General features: G+C 67.6%; 17 protein-coding genes. 9 read left to right on the top strand and 8 right to left on the bottom strand.

All coding sequences use genetic code 11. The features are described from left to right. Positions 1–73: 73 nt before the first annotated feature. The 5 genes from pgi to U4Z31_RS32170 all read left to right on the top strand — a co-directional run bounded on the left by pgi (position 74) and on the right by U4Z31_RS32170 (position 6,636). Positions 74–1,672 carry a glucose-6-phosphate isomerase gene (pgi, locus tag U4Z31_RS32190; RefSeq protein ID WP_321812471.1) on the top strand — a complete coding sequence of 533 codons (1,599 nt, stop codon included), beginning with the start codon at positions 74–76 and terminating at the stop codon, positions 1,670–1,672. Positions 1,673–1,688: 16 nt separating this feature from the next. Beyond that, positions 1,689–2,621 (top strand): carbohydrate kinase, encoded by a 933-nt coding sequence (locus U4Z31_RS32185; RefSeq protein WP_321812470.1) that lies wholly within the window; start codon positions 1,689–1,691, stop codon positions 2,619–2,621. Continuing rightward, positions 2,618–4,090 (top strand): glucose-6-phosphate dehydrogenase, encoded by a 1,473-nt coding sequence (gene zwf, locus U4Z31_RS32180; protein WP_124571993.1) that lies wholly within the window; start codon positions 2,618–2,620, stop codon positions 4,088–4,090. The genes U4Z31_RS32185 and zwf overlap by 4 nt, the downstream gene beginning before the upstream one ends. A gap of 62 nt (positions 4,091–4,152) precedes the next feature. Then, entirely contained in the window at positions 4,153–5,184 is a 1,032-nt protein-coding gene (locus U4Z31_RS32175) for a hypothetical protein (RefSeq protein WP_321812469.1), read from the top strand. A 348-nt stretch (positions 5,185–5,532) separates the two neighbouring features. Further along, complete coding sequence (locus U4Z31_RS32170; RefSeq protein WP_321812468.1) at positions 5,533–6,636, top strand: porin; 1,104 nt, start codon at positions 5,533–5,535, stop codon at positions 6,634–6,636. 249 nt (positions 6,637–6,885) lie between these two features. On the opposite strand, the gene U4Z31_RS32165 is transcribed toward U4Z31_RS32170, so the two are convergent. The 6 genes from U4Z31_RS32165 to U4Z31_RS32140 form a co-directional block, all read right to left on the bottom strand. Beyond that, positions 6,886–8,163 carry an MFS transporter gene (locus tag U4Z31_RS32165; protein ID WP_321812467.1) on the bottom strand — a complete coding sequence of 426 codons (1,278 nt, stop codon included), beginning with the start codon at positions 8,161–8,163 and terminating at the stop codon, positions 6,886–6,888. 13 nt (positions 8,164–8,176) lie between these two features. Beyond that, entirely contained in the window at positions 8,177–8,722 is a 546-nt protein-coding gene (locus U4Z31_RS32160; RefSeq protein WP_321812466.1) for a hypothetical protein, read from the bottom strand. Between the two features lie 41 nt (positions 8,723–8,763). Next, complete coding sequence (locus U4Z31_RS32155) at positions 8,764–9,303, bottom strand: hypothetical protein (protein WP_321812465.1); 540 nt, start codon at positions 9,301–9,303, stop codon at positions 8,764–8,766. Positions 9,304–9,708: 405 nt separating this feature from the next. Continuing rightward, entirely contained in the window at positions 9,709–11,106 is a 1,398-nt protein-coding gene (locus U4Z31_RS32150; RefSeq protein WP_321812464.1) for a sigma-54 dependent transcriptional regulator, read from the bottom strand. Continuing rightward, positions 11,091–12,587, bottom strand: coding sequence for a HAMP domain-containing sensor histidine kinase (locus U4Z31_RS32145; RefSeq protein WP_321812463.1), 1,497 nt, complete (start codon positions 12,585–12,587; stop codon positions 11,091–11,093). The genes U4Z31_RS32150 and U4Z31_RS32145 overlap by 16 nt, the downstream gene beginning before the upstream one ends. Before the next feature lie 626 nt (positions 12,588–13,213). Further along, positions 13,214–14,344, bottom strand: coding sequence for an IS110 family transposase (locus U4Z31_RS32140; protein ID WP_321812462.1), 1,131 nt, complete (start codon positions 14,342–14,344; stop codon positions 13,214–13,216). A 354-nt stretch (positions 14,345–14,698) separates the two neighbouring features. On the opposite strand from U4Z31_RS32140, the gene msrB reads away from it, so the two are divergent. The 4 genes from msrB (at position 14,699) to U4Z31_RS32120 (ending at position 19,317) form a co-directional block, all read left to right on the top strand. Continuing rightward, positions 14,699–15,229 carry a peptide-methionine (R)-S-oxide reductase MsrB gene (gene msrB / locus U4Z31_RS32135; protein WP_321812461.1) on the top strand — a complete coding sequence of 177 codons (531 nt, stop codon included), beginning with the start codon at positions 14,699–14,701 and terminating at the stop codon, positions 15,227–15,229. A 37-nt stretch (positions 15,230–15,266) separates the two neighbouring features. After that, positions 15,267–17,138, top strand: a complete 1,872-nt coding sequence (locus U4Z31_RS32130) for a cytochrome c biogenesis protein DipZ (RefSeq protein ID WP_321812460.1) — start codon at positions 15,267–15,269, stop codon at positions 17,136–17,138. A gap of 92 nt (positions 17,139–17,230) precedes the next feature. After that, a complete protein-coding gene (gene msrA / locus U4Z31_RS32125; RefSeq protein ID WP_044847214.1) occupies positions 17,231–17,974 on the top strand; it encodes a peptide-methionine (S)-S-oxide reductase MsrA in 744 nt (247 codons plus the stop codon). Positions 17,975–18,195: 221 nt separating this feature from the next. Then, the gene (locus U4Z31_RS32120) at positions 18,196–19,317 is read left to right on the top strand and encodes an aromatic ring-hydroxylating dioxygenase subunit alpha (protein ID WP_321804222.1); all 1,122 of its coding nucleotides are present in this window, start codon (positions 18,196–18,198) and stop codon (positions 19,315–19,317) included. 98 nt (positions 19,318–19,415) lie between these two features. Here the strand turns inward: U4Z31_RS32120 and hydA are convergent, their stop codons facing one another. Together hydA and U4Z31_RS32110 are read right to left on the bottom strand one after the other, a co-directional pair. Next, a complete protein-coding gene (gene hydA / locus U4Z31_RS32115) occupies positions 19,416–20,873 on the bottom strand; it encodes a dihydropyrimidinase (protein WP_257775808.1) in 1,458 nt (485 codons plus the stop codon). A gap of 46 nt (positions 20,874–20,919) precedes the next feature. Then, the gene (locus U4Z31_RS32110) at positions 20,920–22,428 is read right to left on the bottom strand and encodes an NCS1 family nucleobase:cation symporter-1 (protein ID WP_044847211.1); all 1,509 of its coding nucleotides are present in this window, start codon (positions 22,426–22,428) and stop codon (positions 20,920–20,922) included. Between the last annotated feature and the right edge of the window lie 37 nt (positions 22,429–22,465).

Here is a 22,465-nt window from a genome sequence, read left to right as displayed (position 1 = left end):
CGACAACGTGAAGGCTTACAAAGGCTGGAGCTCGCACTGACCCGTCCCAACGCATCCCAGGCCTGACACGACCATGACCTCACTCACCCAAACGCGCGCGTGGCGCGCGCTCGCCAGCCATCGGGACGCGTTGTCCGGCGTCTCGATTCGCGCACGATTCGACCGCGACCCGGCACGCGCATCGCGCTTCAGCCTCGAGGCGGCCGGGCTTTTCGTCGATTACTCGAAGAACCCCGTCGACGACGAAACCATCGCCCTGCTGATCGCCCTCGCCCAGGAGGCGGGCGTCGATGCGTATCGCGACGCGATGTTCGCCGGCGAGCGCATCAACCGCACGGAGAACCGCGCGGTGTTGCACGTCGCGCTGCGCGACCGTTCGGGTACGCCGCGTATCGTCGACGACGTCGACGTGTCGCGGCAGGTCAGCGACGTGCTGGCCCGGATGCGGCGCTTCTCCCACGCGGTTCGCTCCGGTGAATGGCGCGGCCACACGGGCCGCCAGATCACCGACGTCGTCAACATCGGCATCGGCGGCTCGGACCTGGGGCCGAAGATGGTGTGCGAGGCGCTCAAGCCTTACGCGCACGAACGGTTGACGATGCATTTCGTGTCGAACGTGGATGCAGCCGACATCGCCGAAGTGCTCAAGCGCGTGAACCCGGAGACGACGCTGTTCATCGTGTCGTCGAAGACGTTCACGACCCGCGAGACGCTCCTGAACGCCCATACCGCCCGCGCCTGGCTGCTCGACAGCGGCGCGCCGGACGCGGCGATCGCCCGCCACTTCGTCGCCGTTTCGACGAATGCCACGGCCGTTGCGGAATTCGGCATCGATACCGGCAACATGTTCGCGTTCTGGGACTGGGTGGGCGGACGCTACTCGTTGTGGTCCGCCATCGGGTTGCCGATCGCGATCATGGCCGGCATGGACGCGTTCGAGCAACTGCTCGACGGCGCGCACGCGATGGACCGTCACTTCGCGCAAGCACCGCTTGCCTGCAACCTGCCCGTCCTGCTCGCCCTGATCGGCATCTGGCATCAGAACTTCCTCGGTACGACGAGCCAGCTGATCGCGCCATACGACAACTATCTGCACCGGTTGCCCGCGTATCTGCAGCAGCTCGACATGGAAAGCAACGGCAAATCGGTGACGCTCGGCGGCGAGCGCGTCGATTACGCGACCGGCCCGGTCATCTGGGGCGAGCCCGGTACGAACGGACAACACGCGTTCTTCCAGCTCCTGCACCAGGGCACCGCGATCATCCCGACCGACTTCATCGTGTGCATGCGGCCGCATCACGTGTTCGATCATCACCATGCCGTCCTCGTCGCAAACTGTTTCGCGCAGTCGGAGGCCTTGATGAACGGATCGCGCTCGACGACCGAACCTCATCGCAATTTCGAAGGCGACCGGCCCACGAACACGATCTGCCTGGACACGCTCGATCCGGCATCCCTCGGCGCGCTGATCGCGTTGTACGAACACAAGGTATTCGTGCAAGGCGTGGTATGGCGGATCAATTCGTTCGATCAATGGGGCGTCGAACTCGGCAAAAAGCTCGCGGTTGCGATCGAAGGCGAGTTACTCACCCCCGCGCAGATTCACTCGCACGACGGCTCGACCAACCAACTGATCAACCGCTTCAAGACGCGGCGCCACGCTGCGGCCTGATCTCCCGAATCCCATGATGAAGCTACCGCGACTGGTCATCTTCGGCGAAGCCCTGACCGATTTCATTCGAGACGACACGAACCGCTGGCACAGCGTTGCCGGCGGCGCATGCTGGAACGTCGCGCGCGTCGGCGCGCGCCTCGGCACGCCGACCGGCTTTGCCGGTGCCGTGAGCGCCGACATATTCGGCGACGAGCTCATGCGAAAGAGCGCCGAAGCCGGCCTCGACATGCGCTTCACGCAGCAGGTCGACCGACCGCCGCTGCTTGCGATGGTGGTCGAGACGCGGCCGCCGAAATATTTCTTCATCGGCGAGAATAGCGCCGACCTAGCGTTCGATCCCGCCGCGTTGCCTTCGGACTGGCTCGACGCCGCCGAAATCATTCATTTCGGCTGTCTCGGCCTGGTGCGCGAGCCCCTCGTCTCGCGTCTGATCGACATTGCGCTCGCGGCGCGCGCCGCCGGCAAGCGGATTTCGTTCGATCCCAACTTTCGTGCGCCGATGGCCGACCCGTCGTACCGCGACACCTTGCGCACGATGATCGGTCTCTCGGACTACATCAAGGTGTCCGACGAGGATCTCGCCGGTCTGTTCCCGGAATTCGACGAGGCAGCCGCACTCGCGCAAATCCGTGCGTGGGCGCTGCAGGCAGCGGTGCTCGTCACGCGCGGCGCGGCCGGCATGGAACTCTTCGCCGGTGATGAAACGCTGGTTCAGCCGGGCTTCAAGGTCACGGTCGCCGACACGGTCGGCTGCGGCGACGCGTGCGTCGGCAGCTGGATGGCGAGCCTGCTGACGCGCCCGGACGCGCCCGCGACGGAACATCTTCGATTCGCCGCCGCCTGTGCGGCGCTCGTCGCGTCGCACGCCGGCGCCTATGCGCCGACGGCGGCCGAAGTACATGCGCTGATCGAATCGGCCAACGCAGCCACGAGCGAAACTCCATGAATGCGCACCTCCCGTTCTCCGATACCCAGGCTCCGTTCGAATTCGTGCTGTTCGGCGGCACCGGCGATCTTGCGATGCGCAAGATCCTGCCGGCGCTCTACTCCGCTCACCGCGATGGCCTGCTCGCCCCCGCGGGACGCATCATCGCGGTTGCGCAGAACGAACTCGATACCGCCGGCTACCTCGACTGGGTCGACGTGTCGGTGCGACCGCATCTGACGCAGGCCCGGTTCGATGAAAGCGCGTGGCGCGGCTTCCGCGAACGGCTCTCGTACGTGGCGCTCGACGCAAGCCAGGCCGGCACGTTCTCGCGTCTGGCCGACGCGCTCTCGCCGGCGTCGTCGCGCCAGATCTTCTATCTGGCGACAGGGCCATCGCTGTTCGTGCCGATTTGCCGCGCACTCGCGCAGGCAGGGCTCGCCCCGCCGACCTCGCGAATCGTGCTCGAAAAGCCGTTGGGCTACGATCTCGCGTCGTCGACGGCGATCAACGATGCGGTCGGCCAGATTTTTTCCGAAGAGCAGATCTACCGGATCGATCATTACCTCGGCAAGGAAGCCGTGCAGAACCTGTTCGCGCTGCGGTTCGCCAACGTGATGTTCGAGCCTCTGTGGCGCCGCGAATGGATCGACAACATTCAGATCACGGTTGCCGAGGAACTCGGCGTCGGCGGGCGCGGTGGCTTTTACGACCAGACCGGCGCGCTGCGCGACATGGTGCAGAACCATCTGCTGCAGTTGCTTGCGATCGTCGCCATGGAACCGCCTCAGTCGATGGAAGCCGACGCCGTGCGCGACGAGAAGCTGCGCGTGCTGCGCGCGCTCAAGCCGCTCACCGAGGAAGCCTTGCATCAGAGCGTCGTGCGCGGACAGTATCGCGCGGGGGTGGTCCGCGGAGAGTCGGTACCGGGTTACCTCGACGAATCCGGGATCCGGGCCGACAGTCCGACCGAGACGTTCGTCGCGCTCAAGGCCGAGGTCGAAAACTGGCGCTGGGCCGGCGTGCCGTTCTTTCTGCGCACCGGCAAGCGGCTGGCGCGACGCGTGGCTGAAATCGTCGTCACGTTCAAGCGCCCGCCGCATTCGACGCTCGGTCCGACGGCGCTGCTGGCAGGCTCGAACCGGTTGACGATCCAGCTGCAACCGGACGAATCGATTCGCCTGAGCACGCTCGCGAAGCGGCCGGGGCTCGGCATGACCTTGCAAGGCGTCTACCTCGATCTCGCGTTCGACCGCTTCTTTCGGCAAGACCGGATGGAGGCGTATCAGCGCCTGTTGCTCGATGTGATCGCCGGCCGGCTCGCGCTGTTCGTGCGTCGCGACGAACAGGAAGCCGCATGGCGCTGGGTCGCGCCGATTCTCGACCTGAAAGCGGCGCCCAAACCCTATTCGGCCGGAAACTGGGGGCCTGCGCAGGCCAGCGCGTTGCTGGCGAGATACGGCACCTGCTGGAGCGAGGAAGAGAACTGATCCGCTCCGGCATGCCTCTTCCTATCGTGGAAGCGTTTTCTCCGACTACACCTGACGAAGCAATGGATACAGTCTGGCATCTCAAATGGGCGCACGGCGCGTTCGATCTCCATGCAGCAGGAGGTATGCTCGGCGGCGTTGCATTACAGCAAGGCGGCCGCACGATCCGTCCGTTTTACGAAGCGCCGTGGCTCGGCCAGGCCGAGCCGCAACCCGCCGGGCTGCTGGGCGTCATGCGAAGCGAATTCCCGTGCGTGCCATTCGGTGTTCCCTACTCTCCCGACCTACTGCCCCCCGGCTGGCGGAAGGCCGCCGCAACGCCGATCGTCCCGGATGACGTCGCACTCGACACCAGCGACGACCTTCAGCATGGCTACGGCTGTACCGGCGTGTGGTCACTCGTGAGGCAAACCGCGCACGAGATCGAAATTGAAATCGAATACCCCGAGACCTCGTCGATCGCACGACTGACTCGCATCGTGCGCGCCGATCCGGCTTGCGCTGCCTTCGACATCGTTCTCCGTATCGAAGCACGCAAGTCGGCTCGCTGCCCCATCGGTCTGCATCCGAATCTCGCGCTGCCGACGCTCACCGGCGCATTTCGAATCGAGCCCGGCACGTACCGTTTCGGCATGGTGCACCCGGCAGGTCCGGAACCGCGCGTATCGAGCGCGCTGGCCGGCGCGACGTTCGAATCACTCGAGCGCGTACCGCTCGGCGAGGGCGGCTTCGGTGCATTCGACCAGCTACCGCTCGCGCAGCCCACGGAAGAAATCCTGCAGCTCTGCGGAATCGACGGTTCCGTCACGATGACCGACGCCGTCGCCGGCGCACGCTATCGCCTGACCTGGGATGCCGATGCGCTGCCGTCGCTGCTGTTGTGGATCAGCAACCGCGGACGTGCGTATGCGCCGTGGAACAGCCGCAACCTCTGCGTCGGCATCGAGCCGGTCGCGAGCGCATTCGAGCTTGGCCGTGCGGCATCGCTCGCGCCCAATCCGATCAATTCCCGCGGGGTCCGGACGGCACTTGCATTGAATCCTGACACGCCAACTGAAATCGCCTACCGATTCGAGGTGCTCGCCGCACGTTAGGCGTGCATCGTGGATCGGACCGATCGCGCTGCAGATCGTCCGCAAGGAGCGCCGGGCAAGCCCGGCTTCATGAGCGTCAGACCGTCCGGCATTTCATATATGAATTAGTTGTACTACGTGACTCGCCCGTAGTTTCGTCCCACATCAATACCGACCAAGGAGACCTTTTCGTCCAGTTTGCCCGGCTGGACATGCCGCAAGCGAAGAACATTTCACTTTCCCTGTTGATACGCGATCCGTTTTTCACGACAGATAATTTCGTTTTCCTTAATTTATTCAATAAAAAAACTGACCGGGTCTGTTGTGCCGCAGTCACACGTTTTCTTTCTGACAGGTTTGGAGCCAATTATGAAAAAAGCAATACTCGCCGCCACGTTGATGTCCGCAGGCATCGTCGCCCACGCACAAAGCAGTGTCACGCTCTACGGCCGCCTCGACGCCGGCATCGAGTACCTGAGCGGCATTGCCAACGGCAACGGCGGCACGACGAGCCGCTGGCGTGCCGAAAGCGGCGACTGGGGCACCAGCCTGTGGGGCTTGAAGGGCTCCGAGGATCTCGGCGGTGGAAACAAGGCGGTCTTCCACCTCGAAGGCTCGTTCAATGCGATGAACGGCAACCTCGGCGGCACCGGCTCCATCTGGGATCGCTGGGCAACGGTCGGTTTTTCCAACGACGCTTACGGCACGCTGCTGCTCGGCCGCGAGCTCTCGATTTCGAACGGGTTGTGGGACTTCGATCCGCTCGGTCAGACGTCCTGGTCGTCCGGTTCGCTCGTGCGCGGGCGCAACTGGAACAAGACGAGCAACAACATTTCGTACCAGTCGCCGAGCTTCTTCGGTTTCGACGTGTACGGCCAGTATTCGCTGTCGAACGCCACCAGCTGGAATGGTAACGGCACGACCGCACAAGGTCGTGCCGACGGCCTGCAACTGACCTACACGAATCCGTACTTCCAGGTGCGCGGCATCTACGACGAGGCGCGCGACGTCAACGGCAAGTTCTCGGACGTGTTCAACTATTCCCGGGAGTACTTCGCGGGCGTGAACGTATTCCTCGGCCAGTTCAAGCTGCAGGCGGCCTATCAGGCCTCGCACGCGAACGGCGCGCCGACCGCCAACAACGGGATTACGTCGACGCAGCAGGTCTGGGGCGGCGTCACGTGGCAGGCGACACCGGCTGCGGCCTTGACCGGTGCCGTCTATCACGTCAACGCAAACCACGGCGGCGGCAACGCCAACATCTATACGGTGGGCGGCACATACAATATCTCGAAGCGCACGCTCTTCGACATGCAGATTGCTACCGTTCGCAACAGCAAGAACGCGAACTTTGGTCTGGAGTCGAACGCGGCGGGTGCCGGCGGCCCGATCGCCGGCGGCGGCTACAACGACAATCCGACACCCGGGCATAGCCAGACGGGTGTCTATGCGGGCATCCAGCATTTGTTCTGATGCGATCTCGCACACGGGCTAGAAGCGCCATGCCATGCCGCTTCTGGCACCGCGTCCGGGTGCGATGCGCCGTCAGGCCATCGCACCGCACGCATCGACAGAATGCCGGGCCTGGAATCGATCGGAATGCGCGCCGGGCCAGCCGCCCGGACGCATGACGCCCCCCGCCGTGGTGACGCGGAAATCAGCCAGGCAAGCGAAACGGAATTCACGGGCAGGCCGGGAATGGCATGACGAGGGAAAGCACGTTCATGACGACGTGGCCGACAGATCGCCCGGCTTGCCGCACACGCCGCTCAGCGAGCGCGCATGGCCGAGCCAGAGCACGAGCGAGCCCGTCGACACGGCGCCCAGCACGACGAATGCGGTCGGATAACCGAAGTGCTGCGCGAGCACGCCGCCCAGCGCCGGACTGAGCGCCGCGCCGATACCCTGCGCGGTCGCGACGGCGCCCTGCCCGACGTTCACGCGGCCGGAACCGTGCAGCAGGCGCACGACGAGCGCCGGCACGACGACGCTTTGCAGGCCGGCACCGATACCGTCGAGCACTTGCACCGGCCAGACGCCCGCCTCGCTCATCAGCATCGCGGCAAGCACGCCGCGCACCGGCAACACCAGATAGGAAAGCAGCAGCACGCGCCAGTAACCCTGCGCGCGAATCAGCCGGGGCGCGAGCCACGCCGCCGCGACCATCACGAGCTGCGCGATGACGATGGTCTGCGCGGTGAACACGGTCGCGTTGCTGCGATGGGTGGCGACCACGCCCATCCCGTAGAGCGGCAGCATCGCGGCGTTGCCGAGATGGAACAGCGAGAGCGACGCGCCGAGCACGACCAGCGGCCGGTTCGCGGCCAGCGTGCGCAAGCCGCCGACGCGCGACGTCGCCGTTCCCGCACACGCATCTCCGCACGCATCCCGATACGCGCCATTCGTTCGCGGCGCCGCAGGTTCCGCGTCGAGGCCACGCGCGCACGCGTGGTCGATAGCCCGCCCGGGAATCGCCAACGTACTCGCGATCGCGAGGATCGTGAAGACCGCGACGAGCGCGAACACCGCGTCGAATCCCGCATGCCAGCCGAGCCACCCGGCGAGCGCCGCGCCGGCGACGTTGCCCGCGTGGCTCGCCATCTGGTTGCGGCCGAACTGCCGGTCGAAGCCCTGCGGGCGGGCGATACCGAGCGTCACGCCCGCGACGGCCGGCGCCAGCACCGCGCCGCTGACTGCGACCAGGATCTGCGACACCGCCACCACCGGATAGTCGTCGGCAACCATCAGCGCCAGCGATGCCAGCGTCGTCGCGGCCGTCGCCGCGACGATCAGCGCGCGCTTCGCGCGCAGCGCATCGACGAGCGCCCCGGCGAATGGCGTCGCGGCCATCGCGGCAAACCCGGCCAGCGCCATGACCGAGCCGATCGCATCGGCACTCCAGCCGCGCGACAGCAGGATGACGCCGACGAACGGGCCGATGCCGGCCTGCACGTCGGCCAGAAAGAAATTGAGCGCCTCGAGCGCGCGCGCCGGTCTCATGATCGACGCGCGTTCATTCGTCGTCCGCGTCGACGAGTTCGCCGATCTCGTTCACCTCGAGCACGGCACCGTACGGCGTGACGACGCCATGCCCCCACGCCATGACATGGACTCCGGCACGCAGATAGTCGCTCAATTCCGCTGCCGCATGCGGCGGCATACGTAGCGCGACACCGTTCGTCAGCAACGCGCCGTTCAACTCGCCTTTCGGGCCGTATAGCGTGAACGCGACTTCGCCACTCATCTCCATCGTCTTGCGGGCGGCGTGCGACAGCCGCGGTGCGGCGTGCGCGGGCCCGTTGTCGACGAGGTCGACACCGTCGCGCCCGGTCAGTTGCACGGCCGCGATCATCCGGGCATCGCGCGCCTTGACGCCGCGCACGCGGATGCGGTCACCCACCTCGACATGGCGGACCAGCTCGCGGCCCAGATGCGGCGGCACGTGAATCTGAAAGTCGCCGTTCAGGATCAGGCCGTCGATTTCCCCTTGGGGGTTGAGCAGGAACTGAGTGACGCGGCCGCGCGTTTCGGGCAGGCAGGCGGGATCGATCCAGTGCATGGCAGGATTCCTTAATGAATTGCGGGAAGGCGGTCGCGCGATCAGCGCGCGACGTCGTCATAGAGATTCACGACATGGCCCGGCGAACCGAACGCCGTGGCCTGCAGCGCTTCGCCATAGGCATTGCGCGTGCCGTAGCCGACCGCCGCAACGCGCGCACCGGGCACGAGCAGCCCGCCGAACTGCTGGGCGGCCGGCACCGTCAGCTTGACGATCGCGCCGTTGTCGAGCATGACGCCGTCCGGCTCGCCGCGCGGCGCGCGCGTCACGCGGCGCACGACGCCGGACACGCCGAGCCGGGCGAGATTGACGCCGCGCAGCGCGGGCGGCACCGGCGCGACAGGCGCAGGCGGCTGGTCGGACAGCGACGCGCCGGTGCGATCATTGCGCACGACGCGCGCTTGGATGTCGTCGCCGAAGCGACGTTCGCCGGCCACCGTTACGCGCTCGCCCGGCCGCACGAGCGCGATCAGCTGCGTGCCGAGATGCGGCGGCACGCCAACGAGCGTCCCGTCGGTCAGCACGAAGCCGTCGACCGCACCTTCCGGGTTGATCGTCAGGCGCGAAAGCGTGCCGGACACGAGTGCATCCGGTGCGATGTCGTTGCCGGGAACGGCAGCCAAGGGCGGCGGAGGCGGCACGACGCCGGCCCTGGGCGGGGGCGGGGGTGGCGCATCGGCACCCGGCGGGGGCGGCATCTGCGCCGCGCTCGCCGTCGCAGCGGCAATCAACGCGACGGCGCACAGTCCACGGCAGGTACGGTGAATGGCCGTGCGGCGCGGCGGCCGCGAGCGGCTGGCGAAAGGATGCGACATCATGACGGGCTCCGGCAAAGGGTTGCGATGCATCGTTATCTGCAACCCGCGTGCCAGCATGCGCGCGCCCGCCAGGCGGGGCATCGGACGACGCACCGCCCGGAACGTGTCGGGTTTCGCGACACGTTTCCCCACCGGTTGTCGGCAATGCCGACAGCCTCGACGGCACCATTAGTCGTCGCGCTCGATACCCCGTTCGATACCCAGATGCGCGATGCGCGCATAGAGCGACTGACGGCCGATGCCGAGCTGTCGCGCCGCCTCCGCGCGATTGCCATTCGCGCGCTCGAGCGCGCGCAAAATCGCGGCGCGCTCGACCGCCGCCAGCGCATCGGGCAGCGGCATGTCGAACAGCCCGGCCGGCAGCGCGAGCGCGTCGCTGCCGGACTGAAGCTTCTGTAAGTCGCCGAGCCCGAGATCGGTCGCGCCGATGGCCGGCCCGGGCGCCAGCGCGGCGGCCCGCTCCATCACGTTGCGCAATTCCCGAACGTTGCCCGGCCAGCGATGATCGAGCAATGCGCGCTGGGAGTCGTTCGTCAGGTGCAACGGGCGCGCGCCTGCCGCGCACGCCAGGAAATGCGCGGCAAGCGGCAGGACGTCGGCCACGCGCTCCGCGAGCGGCGGCAGGTGCAGCGGAATGACGTTCAGCCGATAAAACAGGTCTTCGCGAAACGTGCCGTTCGCGACGGCCGCCGCGAGATCGCGGTGCGTCGCGGCCACCACCCGAATGTCGATGCCGGTCGGGCGATCCGCACCGAGCGGGGTCACCTGGCGCTCCTGCAGCGCGCGCAGCAGCTTGGCCTGCATGGCTGCGGGCATGTCGCCGATCTCGTCGAGGAACAGCGTGCCCCCGTCGGCCTCGACGAGCCGCCCGGCGCGATCCGCGTGCGCGCCCGTGAACGCCCCGCGGCGATGCCCGAACAACTCGCTTTCGAGCAGATCGGCCGGGATCGCCGCGCAGTTGACCGCGACGAACGGTCCGGCATGCCGCATCGACGCGGCATGCAGCACGCGGGCCGCCACCTCCTTGCCCGTACCCGTCTCGCCGGTGACGAGCACGGTCGCGTCGCTCGTCGCCGCGCGGCCGATCTGCTTTTGCACGTCGCGCATCGCCGCGCTCACGCCCAGCAGCCGCGGGCGGTTCGATGCGGGTTCGTGCGCGAACCCGCCGCCGTGCGGCTCGGCAGCCGCCGGCGGCTGGTTCGCGGAAACGATGCGCGCGAGCAGTTGCGCGATGTCGCGGCGCCCGATCGGTTTCGTCAGGTGATCGAACGCACCGAGCCGCATTGCGTCGATCGTGTTGTCGCTGGTCGCATGGGCCGTCAGCATCACGACCGGAATGGCGGCCAGTGCCGGATCGCCGCGCAACTGCGCGAGGACGGCGAGCCCGTCCAGGTCCGGCAGGCGAAAATCCAGAAAGATGCAATCGATGCGGCCGCCGTCGCGCAGCGTGCTCAACGCCGCCCGCCCGGTTGCGGCTTCGACGACCCGATGACCGAGATCGGCCAGCGTCTCGGCCAGGCCGTCGCGAAATGCCGCGTCGTCGTCGACTATCAGGAGGGTTGCCATGGGATTTCAATAACGAATGATGCACCGCGCGGTACATCGTCAAGCCACGCCCGCCCGCCGTGCGCGGCGGCGACTTCGCGGACGACGGCAAGGCCAAGGCCGGTGCCGTCCGCACGCCCCGTCACGAACGGCTCGAAAATCCGCTCGCGATGCGCGGCGGGAACCCCGGGTCCGCTGTCCGACACGGTGATCCTCAGCCAGTCACGCCCGGCAACGGCACGACGCGCGGCGGCGAGCGTGACCGCGCCGCCGTCGCCGGCATGGCGCAGCGCGTTGAGCACCAGATTGTCGAGCGCCCGCCGCATCTGGTCGGGATCGAATGCGGGAAAATCCGCCGGCTGCGCAAGTCGTTCGACGTGACCCTCGAGCGACAACGTCAAGTCGATCGCTTGCCGCTGGGCAAGCTCGCGGTGCGCGTCCATCGCGTGTACGAGCCACGCATCGACGTCGACCCGTGTCGCATGCGCGCGCACCGGCTGCGTCAGCGCGAGCAGGCCTGACAGTTGCGCATCGATGCGCTCGATCTGCGCCAGGATCACGCGCAATGCATCCTGCTGCCGCCCGCCATCGCCGGCCAGCGCGTTTTCCGCCTTCAGCCGCATTGCGCCCATCGGATTGCGAATCTCGTGCGCGACCTGCGCGGCCAGCTTGCCCAGCATGCCGAAGCGCTCGGCCTGCGCGAGGCGCGTACGGAGTTCGACGGCCTGCTGCTGCAACCGGTCGGCGCGGCGCGCCCGCTCGTTGAACGCATCGATGACCCGGTCGAGATCGGGTTCGCCGACGTACGGAAGGGGATGCTCGCGACCGTCCCGCCCGAGCCCGCTCTCGATCCGTGCCAGATTGCGCTTCCATCGGCGCAGCGCGACGACCAGCGCCGCCGCGATCGCGAGAATCACGGCGAGCACGGCGGCGAGGCCCGTTGCCAGCAGTTCCCCGTGACGGCCCAGCGGCGGGCGCGCACGCGTCAGCATCCACACGAACAGCCCCGATCCGGCGCGTACCGGACATGCCGCCGCAATCACGGCATCCTGCGCGCCTTCGACAACGTTCGCGGTCGTGGCGTGCGTCGCGACCGCGGCGCGCAGCGTCCGGAGGATCAGCGGCATTTCCGCTTCCGGAACGTCGCGCTTGATGCCGCTGCCCTGATAGGTGGGAAACGAGTACGCGAGAAAACCGCCCTCGGCAGGTGCCGCGCCGGATCTCCAGAATCCGCCCTCCATGTCCGGTGCGCGGGCCAGAACGATGTCGAGGATCGCGTGCATCAGTTCCGGTCCGGATCCGGCGCCGGGCGAGGCGGAAGAAGCGTCGTAACGCGAGGCGACCGCTTCGCAGGACGCTTCGCCCGCGGCCCGCGCGTCGGCGATCTGTTGCCCTTCGGCGGAACTGGCCATGATCCAGACCACCGCGACAAGCGTCGCGCAGAGCGCCGCGACGAGCGCCCAGAGCATGATGAGTTGAGTGGAAAACGGCGGACGCTTCATCGGATCGGGCGGGCGGTCGGAGACAGAAGGATAATGTAAAGAACATGATGACGCGACCGGGCAAGGCCGCGGCGCGGTCCGCTACCTCGCGGTATCCGGCCGATCCTCCGTATTTTCAACGGGACGATCGGCGGATTCTCGATCTGCCGAAATGCGCCAAGCGCGGATGAGATTGCGTGATGCGCTTCGGCGTAACGACCCCGGGTGGTGACGGCGATCGATATATCACGATTCATTTAACTTTGAATCGTGCCCGCGCCGTGAGCCAATATCTGCAAGGCTTCCCGCTCCGGCCCCTCAAATTTGATTCCACGCGTCCCGGCGCGAACACTGATATGACTTCGCGTGTCAATGGGGATCGGTTTTCAGCTTCTCGAGTACACGTCACACGAATTTCCTGAGGGCGACGTAGCAGTAAAACTCGACGGTGGATCACACTGATATTCGCGGGTTGATTACCGCATTACAGAGGTCCGCCCAACGAGCCTGCCGCCATCTAAATTCGCAAGTCGGATGTTCTCCGTTGCGTAGTGTTCTCGCGGGTTACTCGCGTGCCGGGCTACGCCGCCTTCAGGAAACTCTTCCTCCAATGGTTAAAGTGAGGTCAAGGGGACTCAGGCGCTGCATTACGCCACGTGCACCTCGCGCGGTACGGCGAGCGACATCGCCAACCGGCTGATGTCCCAGATGAACCCACCGAGCTCGCGGGCGACCGCGACCACAGCGATGTTCTTTTCCTTTCCGTGAGCGACGAGCTTGCGATAACGCCGGCACAGTCGTATCTGCGCGTCCCAGGCGCGATCTATGATGGGCTTGGGAAGACCCTCATGTCGCCGCTGGATCTCGGGGCTCACACGTGCCGGGTGCCGGTAGCTCCAGGCGGCCTCGACTAACAACTTTCTTGCATAGCCGTTACCCGTTTTGGTGATGCTGCCCTGGCGACGTTTGTTGCCGGAGGAATGTTCTGACGGAGTAACGCCAAGCCAGGCCATCAACTGGCGCGGGTGCGCGAAGCGTGAAAGATCGCCCAATTCGGCGAGCATGCCCACTGCCGTGGTGAACTGCACACCGCGCATGGCCTGTAAGCCCAGTACAGCAGGATAAAAACGCCAGTTGGCCACCGCCTCGCGCAGCGCAACCTCGAGCCGATCACACTGCGCGAGCCGGTCCTCGATTGCGCGTCGAAGCTCGTCAAGCGCCAGTTGCTGCCAAAGGTTGTCGAACGAAAATGCGCTCAGCCAGCGCCGGTGCGCAGGCCCCCAGTCGGCCCGGCCCGTATAGCGCACGCCATGCGACAGCAGGAAGGCCTTTAGCCGTTGCCGCGCACGCTTCATATCGTCTTTGGCGCTCACCCACGCACGTGCCAGATCGCGAAACGCTTCATCGTCTATGGTAGGCACGTACACTGCTGACAGGTCGCCGGTACGAAGCAACCGCGCCAACTTGACTGCGTCGCGTCGGTCGGTCTTGACGCGCTCGCCAGGTTTTCGAGGAATCAGTGACGGTGCGCACACCATGCAGTCAAATCCCTTTTTCGCGAGCTGACGGTAGAGCCCATATCCGCACGGGCCCGCTTCATAGACGACGCGTATACAGTGTGCTTTGGATTGCAGACGTTTGCACAGCCGATCGATGTCCGTCTGCGTCGTCCCGATTCTGCCAAGCAGTTCCACCTCGTTCGAGCCGAGCGCGTACGCGACCGTGATCGAGTCCTTGTGAACATCCAGACCGACGTACAGCGTGCTATCGTGTTCCATGCTGGCCTCCGTGCGGGAAAGTGCCGGGTGTGGCACCGTCCACACCGTGCGGCTCTGGCAGCAATGCTAACCCGCGTTTGCTTCCCCACCGCAGGCCAGCCCTCTACCTCACGCGAAGTCATACTGCCTAAAAAGACACTAAAAAGTTGCGGCTCGTGCGGGATTTCGGCGGAATCGGGCGGACCACCGATTCCCCACAAACCCTTGTCCGACGGGGCTAAGACGGATTTCGTCGGACCCGGCCGGAACACCCGGACAATCATCACGATTCATTTAACTTTCCGTGAGGACTTCGACACCGCCCGCCACCTACTCTGTGCGCATGTTTTCAGGACCTGCTTCCAGGAGCCCATCATGCCCACCCGCAGACATCTGCTGTTCGCCGGCGCGACCGGCCTTGCGGCACTCGCGGCGCTGTCGTCCACGGCCCGTCGTGCGCTGGTCGGCCGCGCGTTCGCCGCGCCGCCCGCCGCCGGACCGACGGCCGCCCCGTTCGAGATCACCCGCAGCGACGCCGAATGGCACCGCCGCCTCACGGCCGCCCAATACACGGTGCTGCGCGACGCCGGTACCGAGCCGCCGTACAGCAGCCCGCTGAACGGCGAGCACCGCCACGGCACGTTCGCGTGCGCCGGCTGCGACCTCGCGCTGTTCTCGTCGGACACCAAGTTCGACAGCCACACCGGCTGGCCGAGCTTCTGGAAGCCGCTCGACCACGCGGTCGCGACCGCGCTCGATCCGTCGTACGGGATGTCGCGCACCGAAGTGCACTGCCGCCGCTGCGGCGGCCATCTCGGCCACGTGTTCGACGACGGCCCGCCGCCTACCGGCCTGCGCTACTGCATGAACGGGCTCGCGCTCGCCTTCCACCCGGCCGCCGCCTGACGGGCCGCCGCCTTCCTGAACGACCGGAGACCGCTCCATGCTGCTCATCGTCCTCGCCTATCTCGGCGGCATGCTCACGATCCTGAGCCCGTGCATCCTGCCCGTGCTGCCGTTCGTGTTCGCGCGCGCCGACCAGCCGTTCGTGCGTACCGGCCTGCCGCTGCTGATCGGCATGGCGCTCACGTTCGCCGTCGTCGCGACGCTCGCCGCCGTCGGCGGCGGCTGGGTCGCGCAGGCCAACCAGGCCGGCCGCTGGCTCGCCATCGTGCTGCTCGCGGTGTTCGGCCTGACGCTGCTGCTGCCGCGCTTCGCCGAGCACCTGACGCGCCCGCTCGTCGCGGCCGGCAACCGCCTCACCGGGTTCGCGCAGCGCGACGGCCGCCCGGCCGGCCCCGCGTCGTCGCTGCTGCTCGGCGTCGCAACCGGCCTGCTGTGGGCGCCGTGCGCGGGTCCGATCCTCGGGCTCGTGCTGACCGGCGCCGCGCTGCGCGGCGCGAGCGTCGGCACGACGCTGCTGCTGGTTGCGTATGCGGCCGGCGCGGCGACGTCGCTCGGCGTCGCGCTCGTGATCGGCGGCAAGGTGTTCGCCGCGATGAAGCGCTCGCTCGGCGCCGGCGAATGGATCAAGCGCGGGATCGGCGCGGCGCTGCTGGCCGGCGTCGGCGCGATCGCGCTCGGCCTCGACACGGGGGCGCTCGCGCAGTTGTCGACCGTCACGACGGGCGGCCTCGAGACGAAGCTCGTCGACCGGCTCGGCGGCCGCTCGCATGGCGCGCCGGCGGCGACGTCCGCGACCAGCGATACCGCCAGCGGCAACGGTGCCGCGCCCGGCGGCGCGATGATGGCCGCGACGTCCGGTGATGCACCGGCGGCCGGCGCCGCGATGATGCGCACCGCCGGCACGACGCCGGCGCCGCAGGCATCGGCCGCGCTGCCCGTCGAAGGCACGCTGCCGTCGCTCGACGGCGCCGTGCAGTGGCTGAATTCGCCGCCGCTGAGCGCGGCCGGCCTGCGCGGCAAGGTCGTGCTCGTCGATTTCTGGACATATTCGTGCATCAACTGCCTGCGCACGCTGCCGTACACGGCCGCCTGGGCGCGCAAGTACGCGCCGTACGGCCTCGTCGTGATCGGCGTGCACGCACCGGAGTTCGCGTTCGAGCGCGACATCGGCAACGTGAAGAAGGCCGTGCACGACCTGGGCATCGACTACCCGGTCGCGATCGACAACGGCTATGCGATCTGGCGCGCGTTCGGCAACGAATACTGGCCCGCGCACTACTTCGTCGACGCGCAAGGGCGGATCCGCCACCACCACTTCGGCGAAGGCGAATACGCGCAGTCGGAACGCGCGATCCAGTCGCTGCTCGCCGAAGCCGGCCACCCGGAAGCGCTGAACGTGCCGCTCGGGCTCGCCGGCGCCCCCGCGAAGGGCGCGCTCGCGGCGGCCGACAGCGCGGACGTCCGCTCGCCCGAAACCTACGTCGGCTATGCGCGCGCGGACGACTTCACGTCGCCGGGCGGCGTCGTGCGCGACGCGGCACACCGTTACGACGCGCCCGCACACCCCGACCTGAACGACTGGGGCCTCGCCGGCACCTGGCAGGTCGGCGCCGAGCGCGCGACGCTCGCCGCGCCGGCCGGCCGGATCGTCTACCGCTTCCATGCGCGCGACCTGCACCTCGTGCTCGGCCCGGGCGCGAACGGCAGGCCGGTGCGCTTTCGCGTGACGCTCGACGGCGCGGCGCCCGGCGCGGCACACGGCACGGACGTCGATGCGCAGGGCTACGGCACCGTCACCGGCCAGCGCCTGTACCAGCTCGTCCGGCAGACGGGCGCGATCGCCGACCGCACGTTCTCGATCGAGTTTCTCGATCCCGGCGTCGATGCCTATGCGTTTACGTTCGGCTGAACGCGCACGCAGCGGCGGACGCCGTCACGCGCGCCGCCTCCCGTCCACCTCGCGTCCACCTCATTCCGTCCCGCATTTCGAAGGAGCAACTCATGATTCCGACATCCACTCGCGATTCCGCACCGCGGCGGCGGGCGGCCATGCTGCGCCGCATCGGCGCGATCGCCATCGCGGCCGCCGCCGTGTTCGGCTACCAGCGCGTCGTCAGTTCCGCGGAACCGATGCGCACCGTGCCCGCGCCGACGCTCGACGAAACCCCGGGCGCCTCCCATGAGGAAACGGCCGTGCTCGCCGGCGGCTGCTTCTGGGGCGTGCAGGGCGTGTTCGAGCACGTGAAGGGCGTGAAGCAGGTCACGGCCGGCTACGCGGGCGGCGCCTCCGAAACCGCGCACTACGCGCTGGTCGGCAGCGGGCTGACGGGCCATGCGGAATCGGTGCGCATCGTCTACGACCCGACGCAGGTCACCTACGGCCGGTTGCTGCAGGTGTTCTTCTCGGTCGCGCACGACCCGACCGAACTCAACCGTCAGGGGCCCGACGAAGGGCCGCAATACCGCTCCGCGATCTTCCCGACCACCGCGCAGCAGCGCGCGGTCGCGACCGCCTACATCGCGCAGCTGGGCACCGCGCACACGTTCCCGGCGCCCGTCGTCACGCGCGTCGAGCCGTACAAGGGCTTCTATCCGGCGGAGGCGTATCACCAGAACTACCTCGAGCTGCATCCCGACGCGCCGTACATCGCGTTCAACGACCTGCCGAAGGTCGCCGGGCTGAAGCAGCGCTTTCCGGCGCTGTACCGCGCCGACGCGGTGCTGTGGCGCGACGCCGGCCTGTGAGGGACCGCCGGCGCCGCGGCGGCCGGTGTGCGCGCTGACCCGGCCGGCCCGCGCCGCCGGCCGCGTTTGCGCTGCATCAACGAAACGCATGCTGTCCGGGCCGGGCAAACCCGCATCGGGTCAGCTTCGCGGGCAAACTTCGCGTAGACTTCTCCAGATCAGTCCCCCGCCGCGCACCGCGCGGCGCTCGGAACTCTCCAGCCAGCCAGGAGGCGTCACGCATGCGCGCAGTGCCTTTGTCTGACAGCAGTGCTCTCGAAGAACCGTCCAGTGGCTCGGTCGTGCGCGACCTGCGCCGCGTGCCCATCCATCCCGATCACTGGTATCCGCTCGCGTGGTCGCGCGAACTCAAGCGCGGCAAGACGCTCGGCGTGCGCTTCGCCGGCGATCCGATCGTGCTCGTGCGCACCGAATCCGGCGCCGTCTACGCGCTCGAAGATCGTTGCGCGCACCGCCAGGTGCCGCTGCATGCGGGCGTCGTGAGCGGCGAAACGCTGCGCTGCTGCTACCACGGCTGGACCTACGCGTGCGACAGCGGCCGCTGTGTCGACGTGCCGTACCTCGGCCGCGAGCGCCTGCCCAACGGCGTGCGCGCGTATCCGTGCCGCGAGGCGCACGGGCTGATCTTCGTGTTCCCCGGCGACGCGACGCTCGCGGACGAACGCCCGTTCCCCGCGCTGGAATCGGCGGACGATCCCGCGTACAAGACGCGCCGCTTCGGTCGCGAGGTCAAGTGCCACTACTCGTTCATGCACGAGAACCTGATGGACATGAACCATCAGTTCCTGCATCGCAAGCAGATGGGACAGATGCGCGCACGCAGCGTCGGCCGCCGGCGCGGCGACGACTGGGTCGAGGTCGACTACACGTTCGCACGCATGGAAGGCAAGCAGCCGGTCGGCGAGGCGCTCGTGTTCGGCGCCAGCAAGAAACCGACCGACCAGGCCGACAAGAGCGTGATGACGGTGCGCACGGGCTACCCGTACCAGACGCTGCAGATCCGCTCGAGCGAAGGCACGCTCGTGATGGACCTGTGGATCGTCTACGTGCCGCTCGACGCGCAACAGCGCACCAACCGCACGTTCGGACTGCTGTCGATCCACAAGCCGGGCATTCCGTTCGCGCTCGATCTCGCGTGGCCGCTGCTGGTCTGGTTCACCGAGCGGATCTTCCGCGAGGATCGCTGGATCGTCGAGCGCGAGCAGGAAGCGCACGACCGGCAAGGCGCCGACTGGAACCACGAGGTGTTTCCGGTCATCAACGAACTGCGCGACCTGCTGCGCCAGTGCGGCGCGCGGACCGTGATTCCGATCCGCGAGGCAAACACGGGCGACGCGCGCTGACTGCGCAGCGCGCGTGCCCGTTTCGAGCCCGTTTCGAGCCCGTTTCGAGCCCGTTTCGAACCCGTTGCGAACCGGCCTCGAGCCGGTTTCGTGCGCGTTCAGCCGGCGCGCTCGACCGGATGCGGCTCGCGCAGCCGGTTCGCGATGCGCGCGGCCTCGTAGTAGCCGGCCGCGGGCGGCCGCTTCAGGTAACGGCCCGCACCGCGCACGGCACGCAGCTCGCCGTCGGCCCACGCGAGCGCGCCGCGCGTGAGCGTGTGGGTCGCGACGCCCTGCACCGTCATCCCTTCGAACACGTTGAAGTCGACCTGCTGGTGATGGGTCTTCACCGAGATCGTCTTCGTCGCGGCCGGGTCCCATACGACCAGGTCGGCATCGGCGCCGACCTGCACCGCCCCCTTGCGCGGATACAGGTTGAAGATCTGCGCGGCGTTCGTCGACGTGATCCGCACGAACTCGTTCGGCGTGATGCGGCCTTGATTCACGCCGTGATGCCACAGCACCGACATGCGGTCCTCGACGCCGCCGCAGCCGTTCGGGATCTTCGTGAAGTCCTCGCGGCCCATCGCCTTCTGCGACGCGCAGAACACGCAGTGATCGGTCGCCGTCGTATGCAGCTGCCCGGCCTGCAGCCCGCGCCACAGCGCTTCGCGATGCGCGGCCGAGCGGAACGGCGGGCTCATCACGTGCGCGGCCGCACGCGTCCAGTCCGGGTCGCGATACACGGCCTCGTCGATCACCAGATGGCCGGGCAGCACCTCGCCGAACACGCGCAGCCCCTCGCTGCGCGCGCGCGTGATCGCATCGACCGCGTCCTTCGACGACACGTGCACGATATACACCGGCACGCCGAGCACCTGCGCGATGCGGATCGCACGGTTCGCGGCCTCGCCTTCGACCTCCGGCGGGCGCGACAGCGGATGCGCCTCCGGCCCCGTCATCCCGCGCGCGAGCAGCGCCTTCTGCAACTGGAACACGAGCTCGCCGTTCTCCGCGTGCACGGTCGGCAGCGCGCCGAGTTCGAGCGAACGCGAGAAGCTGTTCACGAGCACCTCGTCGTCGGCCATGATCGCGTTCTTGTACGCCATGAAGTGCTTGAAGCTCGACACGCCGTGCTCGCGCACGAGCGTGCCCATGTCGCGGTGCACCGATTCGTCCCACCACGTGACGGCCACGTGGAAGCCGTAGTCGGCCGCCGCCTTCTCGGCCCAGCCGCGCCATTCGTGAAACGCGTCCATCAGCGGCTGCTTCGGGCTCGGGATCACGAAGTCGATGATGCTCGTCGTGCCGCCCGACAGCCCCGCGGCCGTACCCGAATAGAAATCGTCGCTCGCCGTCGTGCCCATGAACGGCAGTTCCATGTGCGTATGCGGATCGATGCCGCCCGGCATCACGTACTGGTCGTGCGCGTCGACCACCGTCGCGCCGGCCGGCGCGTCGATCGTCTCGGCGATCTGCAGGATCGTGCCGCCGTCCTGCGGGTCGGCACACAGTACGTCCGCGCGATAAGTGCGGTCCGCATCGACCACGGTGCCGCCGCGAATCAGGATTGCCATGTCGTTGCCTCCTCGTTGACTGTCGGGTGCCGCATGCGTTCGCGCCTCACGCGTTCGCGATCTGCGCGCGCTGCGCCGCACGCCACTTCATCCAGGTGCCGTACACGCCGGACGCCAGCACGAGGCCGACGAACCACGCATACGTGTAAAGCGTGTTGAAGAACGCCGGCACGTTCGGAAACGACGCCGGGAATGCGGTGTGCAGGAAGCCGGGCAGGTTCGGCAGCACGCCGATGGCGAGCGCCGCCAGTGCGGCCGGGTTCCAGCCGCGCGCATAGCTGAAGTCGCCGCGCTCGTCGAACAGCGCGCGCGTGTCGAGCCGCGTGCCGCGAATCAGGAAGTAGTCGACCATCAGGATGCCCGCGACCGGCCCGAGCAGCGCCGAATAGCCGACGAGCCAGGTGAAGATGTAGCCGTCCGTCGTCGCGAGGATCTTCCACGGCATCATCACGATCGCGATCGTCGCGGTGATCATGCCGCCGGCGCGATACGAGATCGCCTTCGGCCACAGGCTCGAGAAATCGTATGCGGGGCCGACGAGGTTCGCCGCGAGGTTGCAGCACATCGTGTCGAGCGTGAGGATCACGAGCGCGATGCCCACGCCGATGCCGGTCATCCGGCTCGTCAGGTCGATCGGATCCCAGATCGCGTTGCCGTAGATCACGACGGTGGCCGACGTCACGACGACCGACACCACCGACAGCAGCGCCATCGGCAGCGGCAACCCGATCGACTGCCCGATCATCTGGTCGCGCTGCGAATGCGCGAAGCGCGTGAAGTCGGGAATGTTCAACGCGAGCGTCGCCCAGAAGCCGACCATCGCGGTCAGGCCCGGCCAGAACGTCGCCCAGAACAGCCCGGCCTTCTTGCCGCCCGCGACGAACTGCGACGGCGCCGACAGCATCGAGCCGACGCCGCCCGCCTGCGACGTCGCCCACCACACGAGCGCGACGCACATCACGACCTTGATCGGCGCGGACCAGCTTTCGAGCCAGCGGATCGAATCGGTGCCGTGCAGGATGAAGTACAGCTGCAGCGCCCAGAACACGAGGAAGCACGCGAGTTGCCCGAGCGAGATGCCGACGAGCGGCAGCGCGGCGCCGTGCAGCGCGTTGCCGGTCAGGATGTTCAGCAGCGTGTAGATCGCGCTGCCGCCGAGCCAGGTCTGGATGCCGTACCAGCCGCACGCGACGATCGCGCGCAACAGCGCGGGCAGCTTCGCGCCCTGCGTGCCGAACGACGCCCGCACGAGCACCGCGTACGGAATCCCGTGCTTCGCGCCCGCATGACCGATCAACAGCATCGGCACGAGCACGATCAGGTTGCCGAGCAGCACCGTCAGCACCGCCTGCCACGGCGACATGCCTTCCTGGATCAGCCCGGCCGCGAGCATGTACGACGCGATGTTCATCACCATCCCGACCCACAGCGCCGCGAAGTGATACCAGCGCCACGTGCGCTGCGCCGCCGTCGTCGGCGCGAGGTCGTCGTTGTACAGGCTGCCGGCCGGCGCCGCGGCGCTGTCGGGTTCGGCGGGAATCGCTGCTGGTTTCATCGAATGCGCTCCACGTAAACGTCGACGCCGGCATCGT

Origin of the sequence: Burkholderia sp. BCC1985 (assembly GCF_905339915.1) — a bacterium.
Classification (GTDB): Bacteria; Pseudomonadota; Gammaproteobacteria; order Burkholderiales; family Burkholderiaceae; genus Burkholderia.
Note: the sequence above shows the minus strand (reverse complement) of the source record. Positions and strands in the feature narration are given on the sequence as shown.

Bases quoted from the DNA above. Each gene is read 5' to 3' on its own strand.
- U4Z31_RS32170 (WP_321812468.1), top strand. From the start codon at position 5,533: ATGAAAAAAGCAATACTCGCCGCCACGTTGATGTCCGCAGGCATCGTC.
- zwf (WP_124571993.1), top strand. From the start codon at position 2,618: ATGAATGCGCACCTCCCGTTCTCCGATACCCAGGCTCCGTTCGAATTC.
- U4Z31_RS32120 (WP_321804222.1), top strand. From the start codon at position 18,196: ATGCGCGCAGTGCCTTTGTCTGACAGCAGTGCTCTCGAAGAACCGTCC.
- msrB (WP_321812461.1), top strand. From the start codon at position 14,699: ATGCCCACCCGCAGACATCTGCTGTTCGCCGGCGCGACCGGCCTTGCG.
- U4Z31_RS32160 (WP_321812466.1), bottom strand. From the start codon at position 8,722: ATGCACTGGATCGATCCCGCCTGCCTGCCCGAAACGCGCGGCCGCGTC.
- hydA (WP_257775808.1), bottom strand. From the start codon at position 20,873: ATGGCAATCCTGATTCGCGGCGGCACCGTGGTCGATGCGGACCGCACT.
- U4Z31_RS32140 (WP_321812462.1), bottom strand. From the start codon at position 14,344: ATGGAACACGATAGCACGCTGTACGTCGGTCTGGATGTTCACAAGGAC.
- U4Z31_RS32165 (WP_321812467.1), bottom strand. From the start codon at position 8,163: ATGAGACCGGCGCGCGCGCTCGAGGCGCTCAATTTCTTTCTGGCCGAC.
- U4Z31_RS32145 (WP_321812463.1), bottom strand. From the start codon at position 12,587: ATGAAGCGTCCGCCGTTTTCCACTCAACTCATCATGCTCTGGGCGCTC.
- U4Z31_RS32175 (WP_321812469.1), top strand. From the start codon at position 4,153: ATGGATACAGTCTGGCATCTCAAATGGGCGCACGGCGCGTTCGATCTC.
- pgi (WP_321812471.1), top strand. From the start codon at position 74: ATGACCTCACTCACCCAAACGCGCGCGTGGCGCGCGCTCGCCAGCCAT.
- U4Z31_RS32130 (WP_321812460.1), top strand. From the start codon at position 15,267: ATGCTGCTCATCGTCCTCGCCTATCTCGGCGGCATGCTCACGATCCTG.
- U4Z31_RS32185 (WP_321812470.1), top strand. From the start codon at position 1,689: ATGAAGCTACCGCGACTGGTCATCTTCGGCGAAGCCCTGACCGATTTC.
- U4Z31_RS32150 (WP_321812464.1), bottom strand. From the start codon at position 11,106: ATGGCAACCCTCCTGATAGTCGACGACGACGCGGCATTTCGCGACGGC.
- msrA (WP_044847214.1), top strand. From the start codon at position 17,231: ATGATTCCGACATCCACTCGCGATTCCGCACCGCGGCGGCGGGCGGCC.
- U4Z31_RS32110 (WP_044847211.1), bottom strand. From the start codon at position 22,428: ATGAAACCAGCAGCGATTCCCGCCGAACCCGACAGCGCCGCGGCGCCG.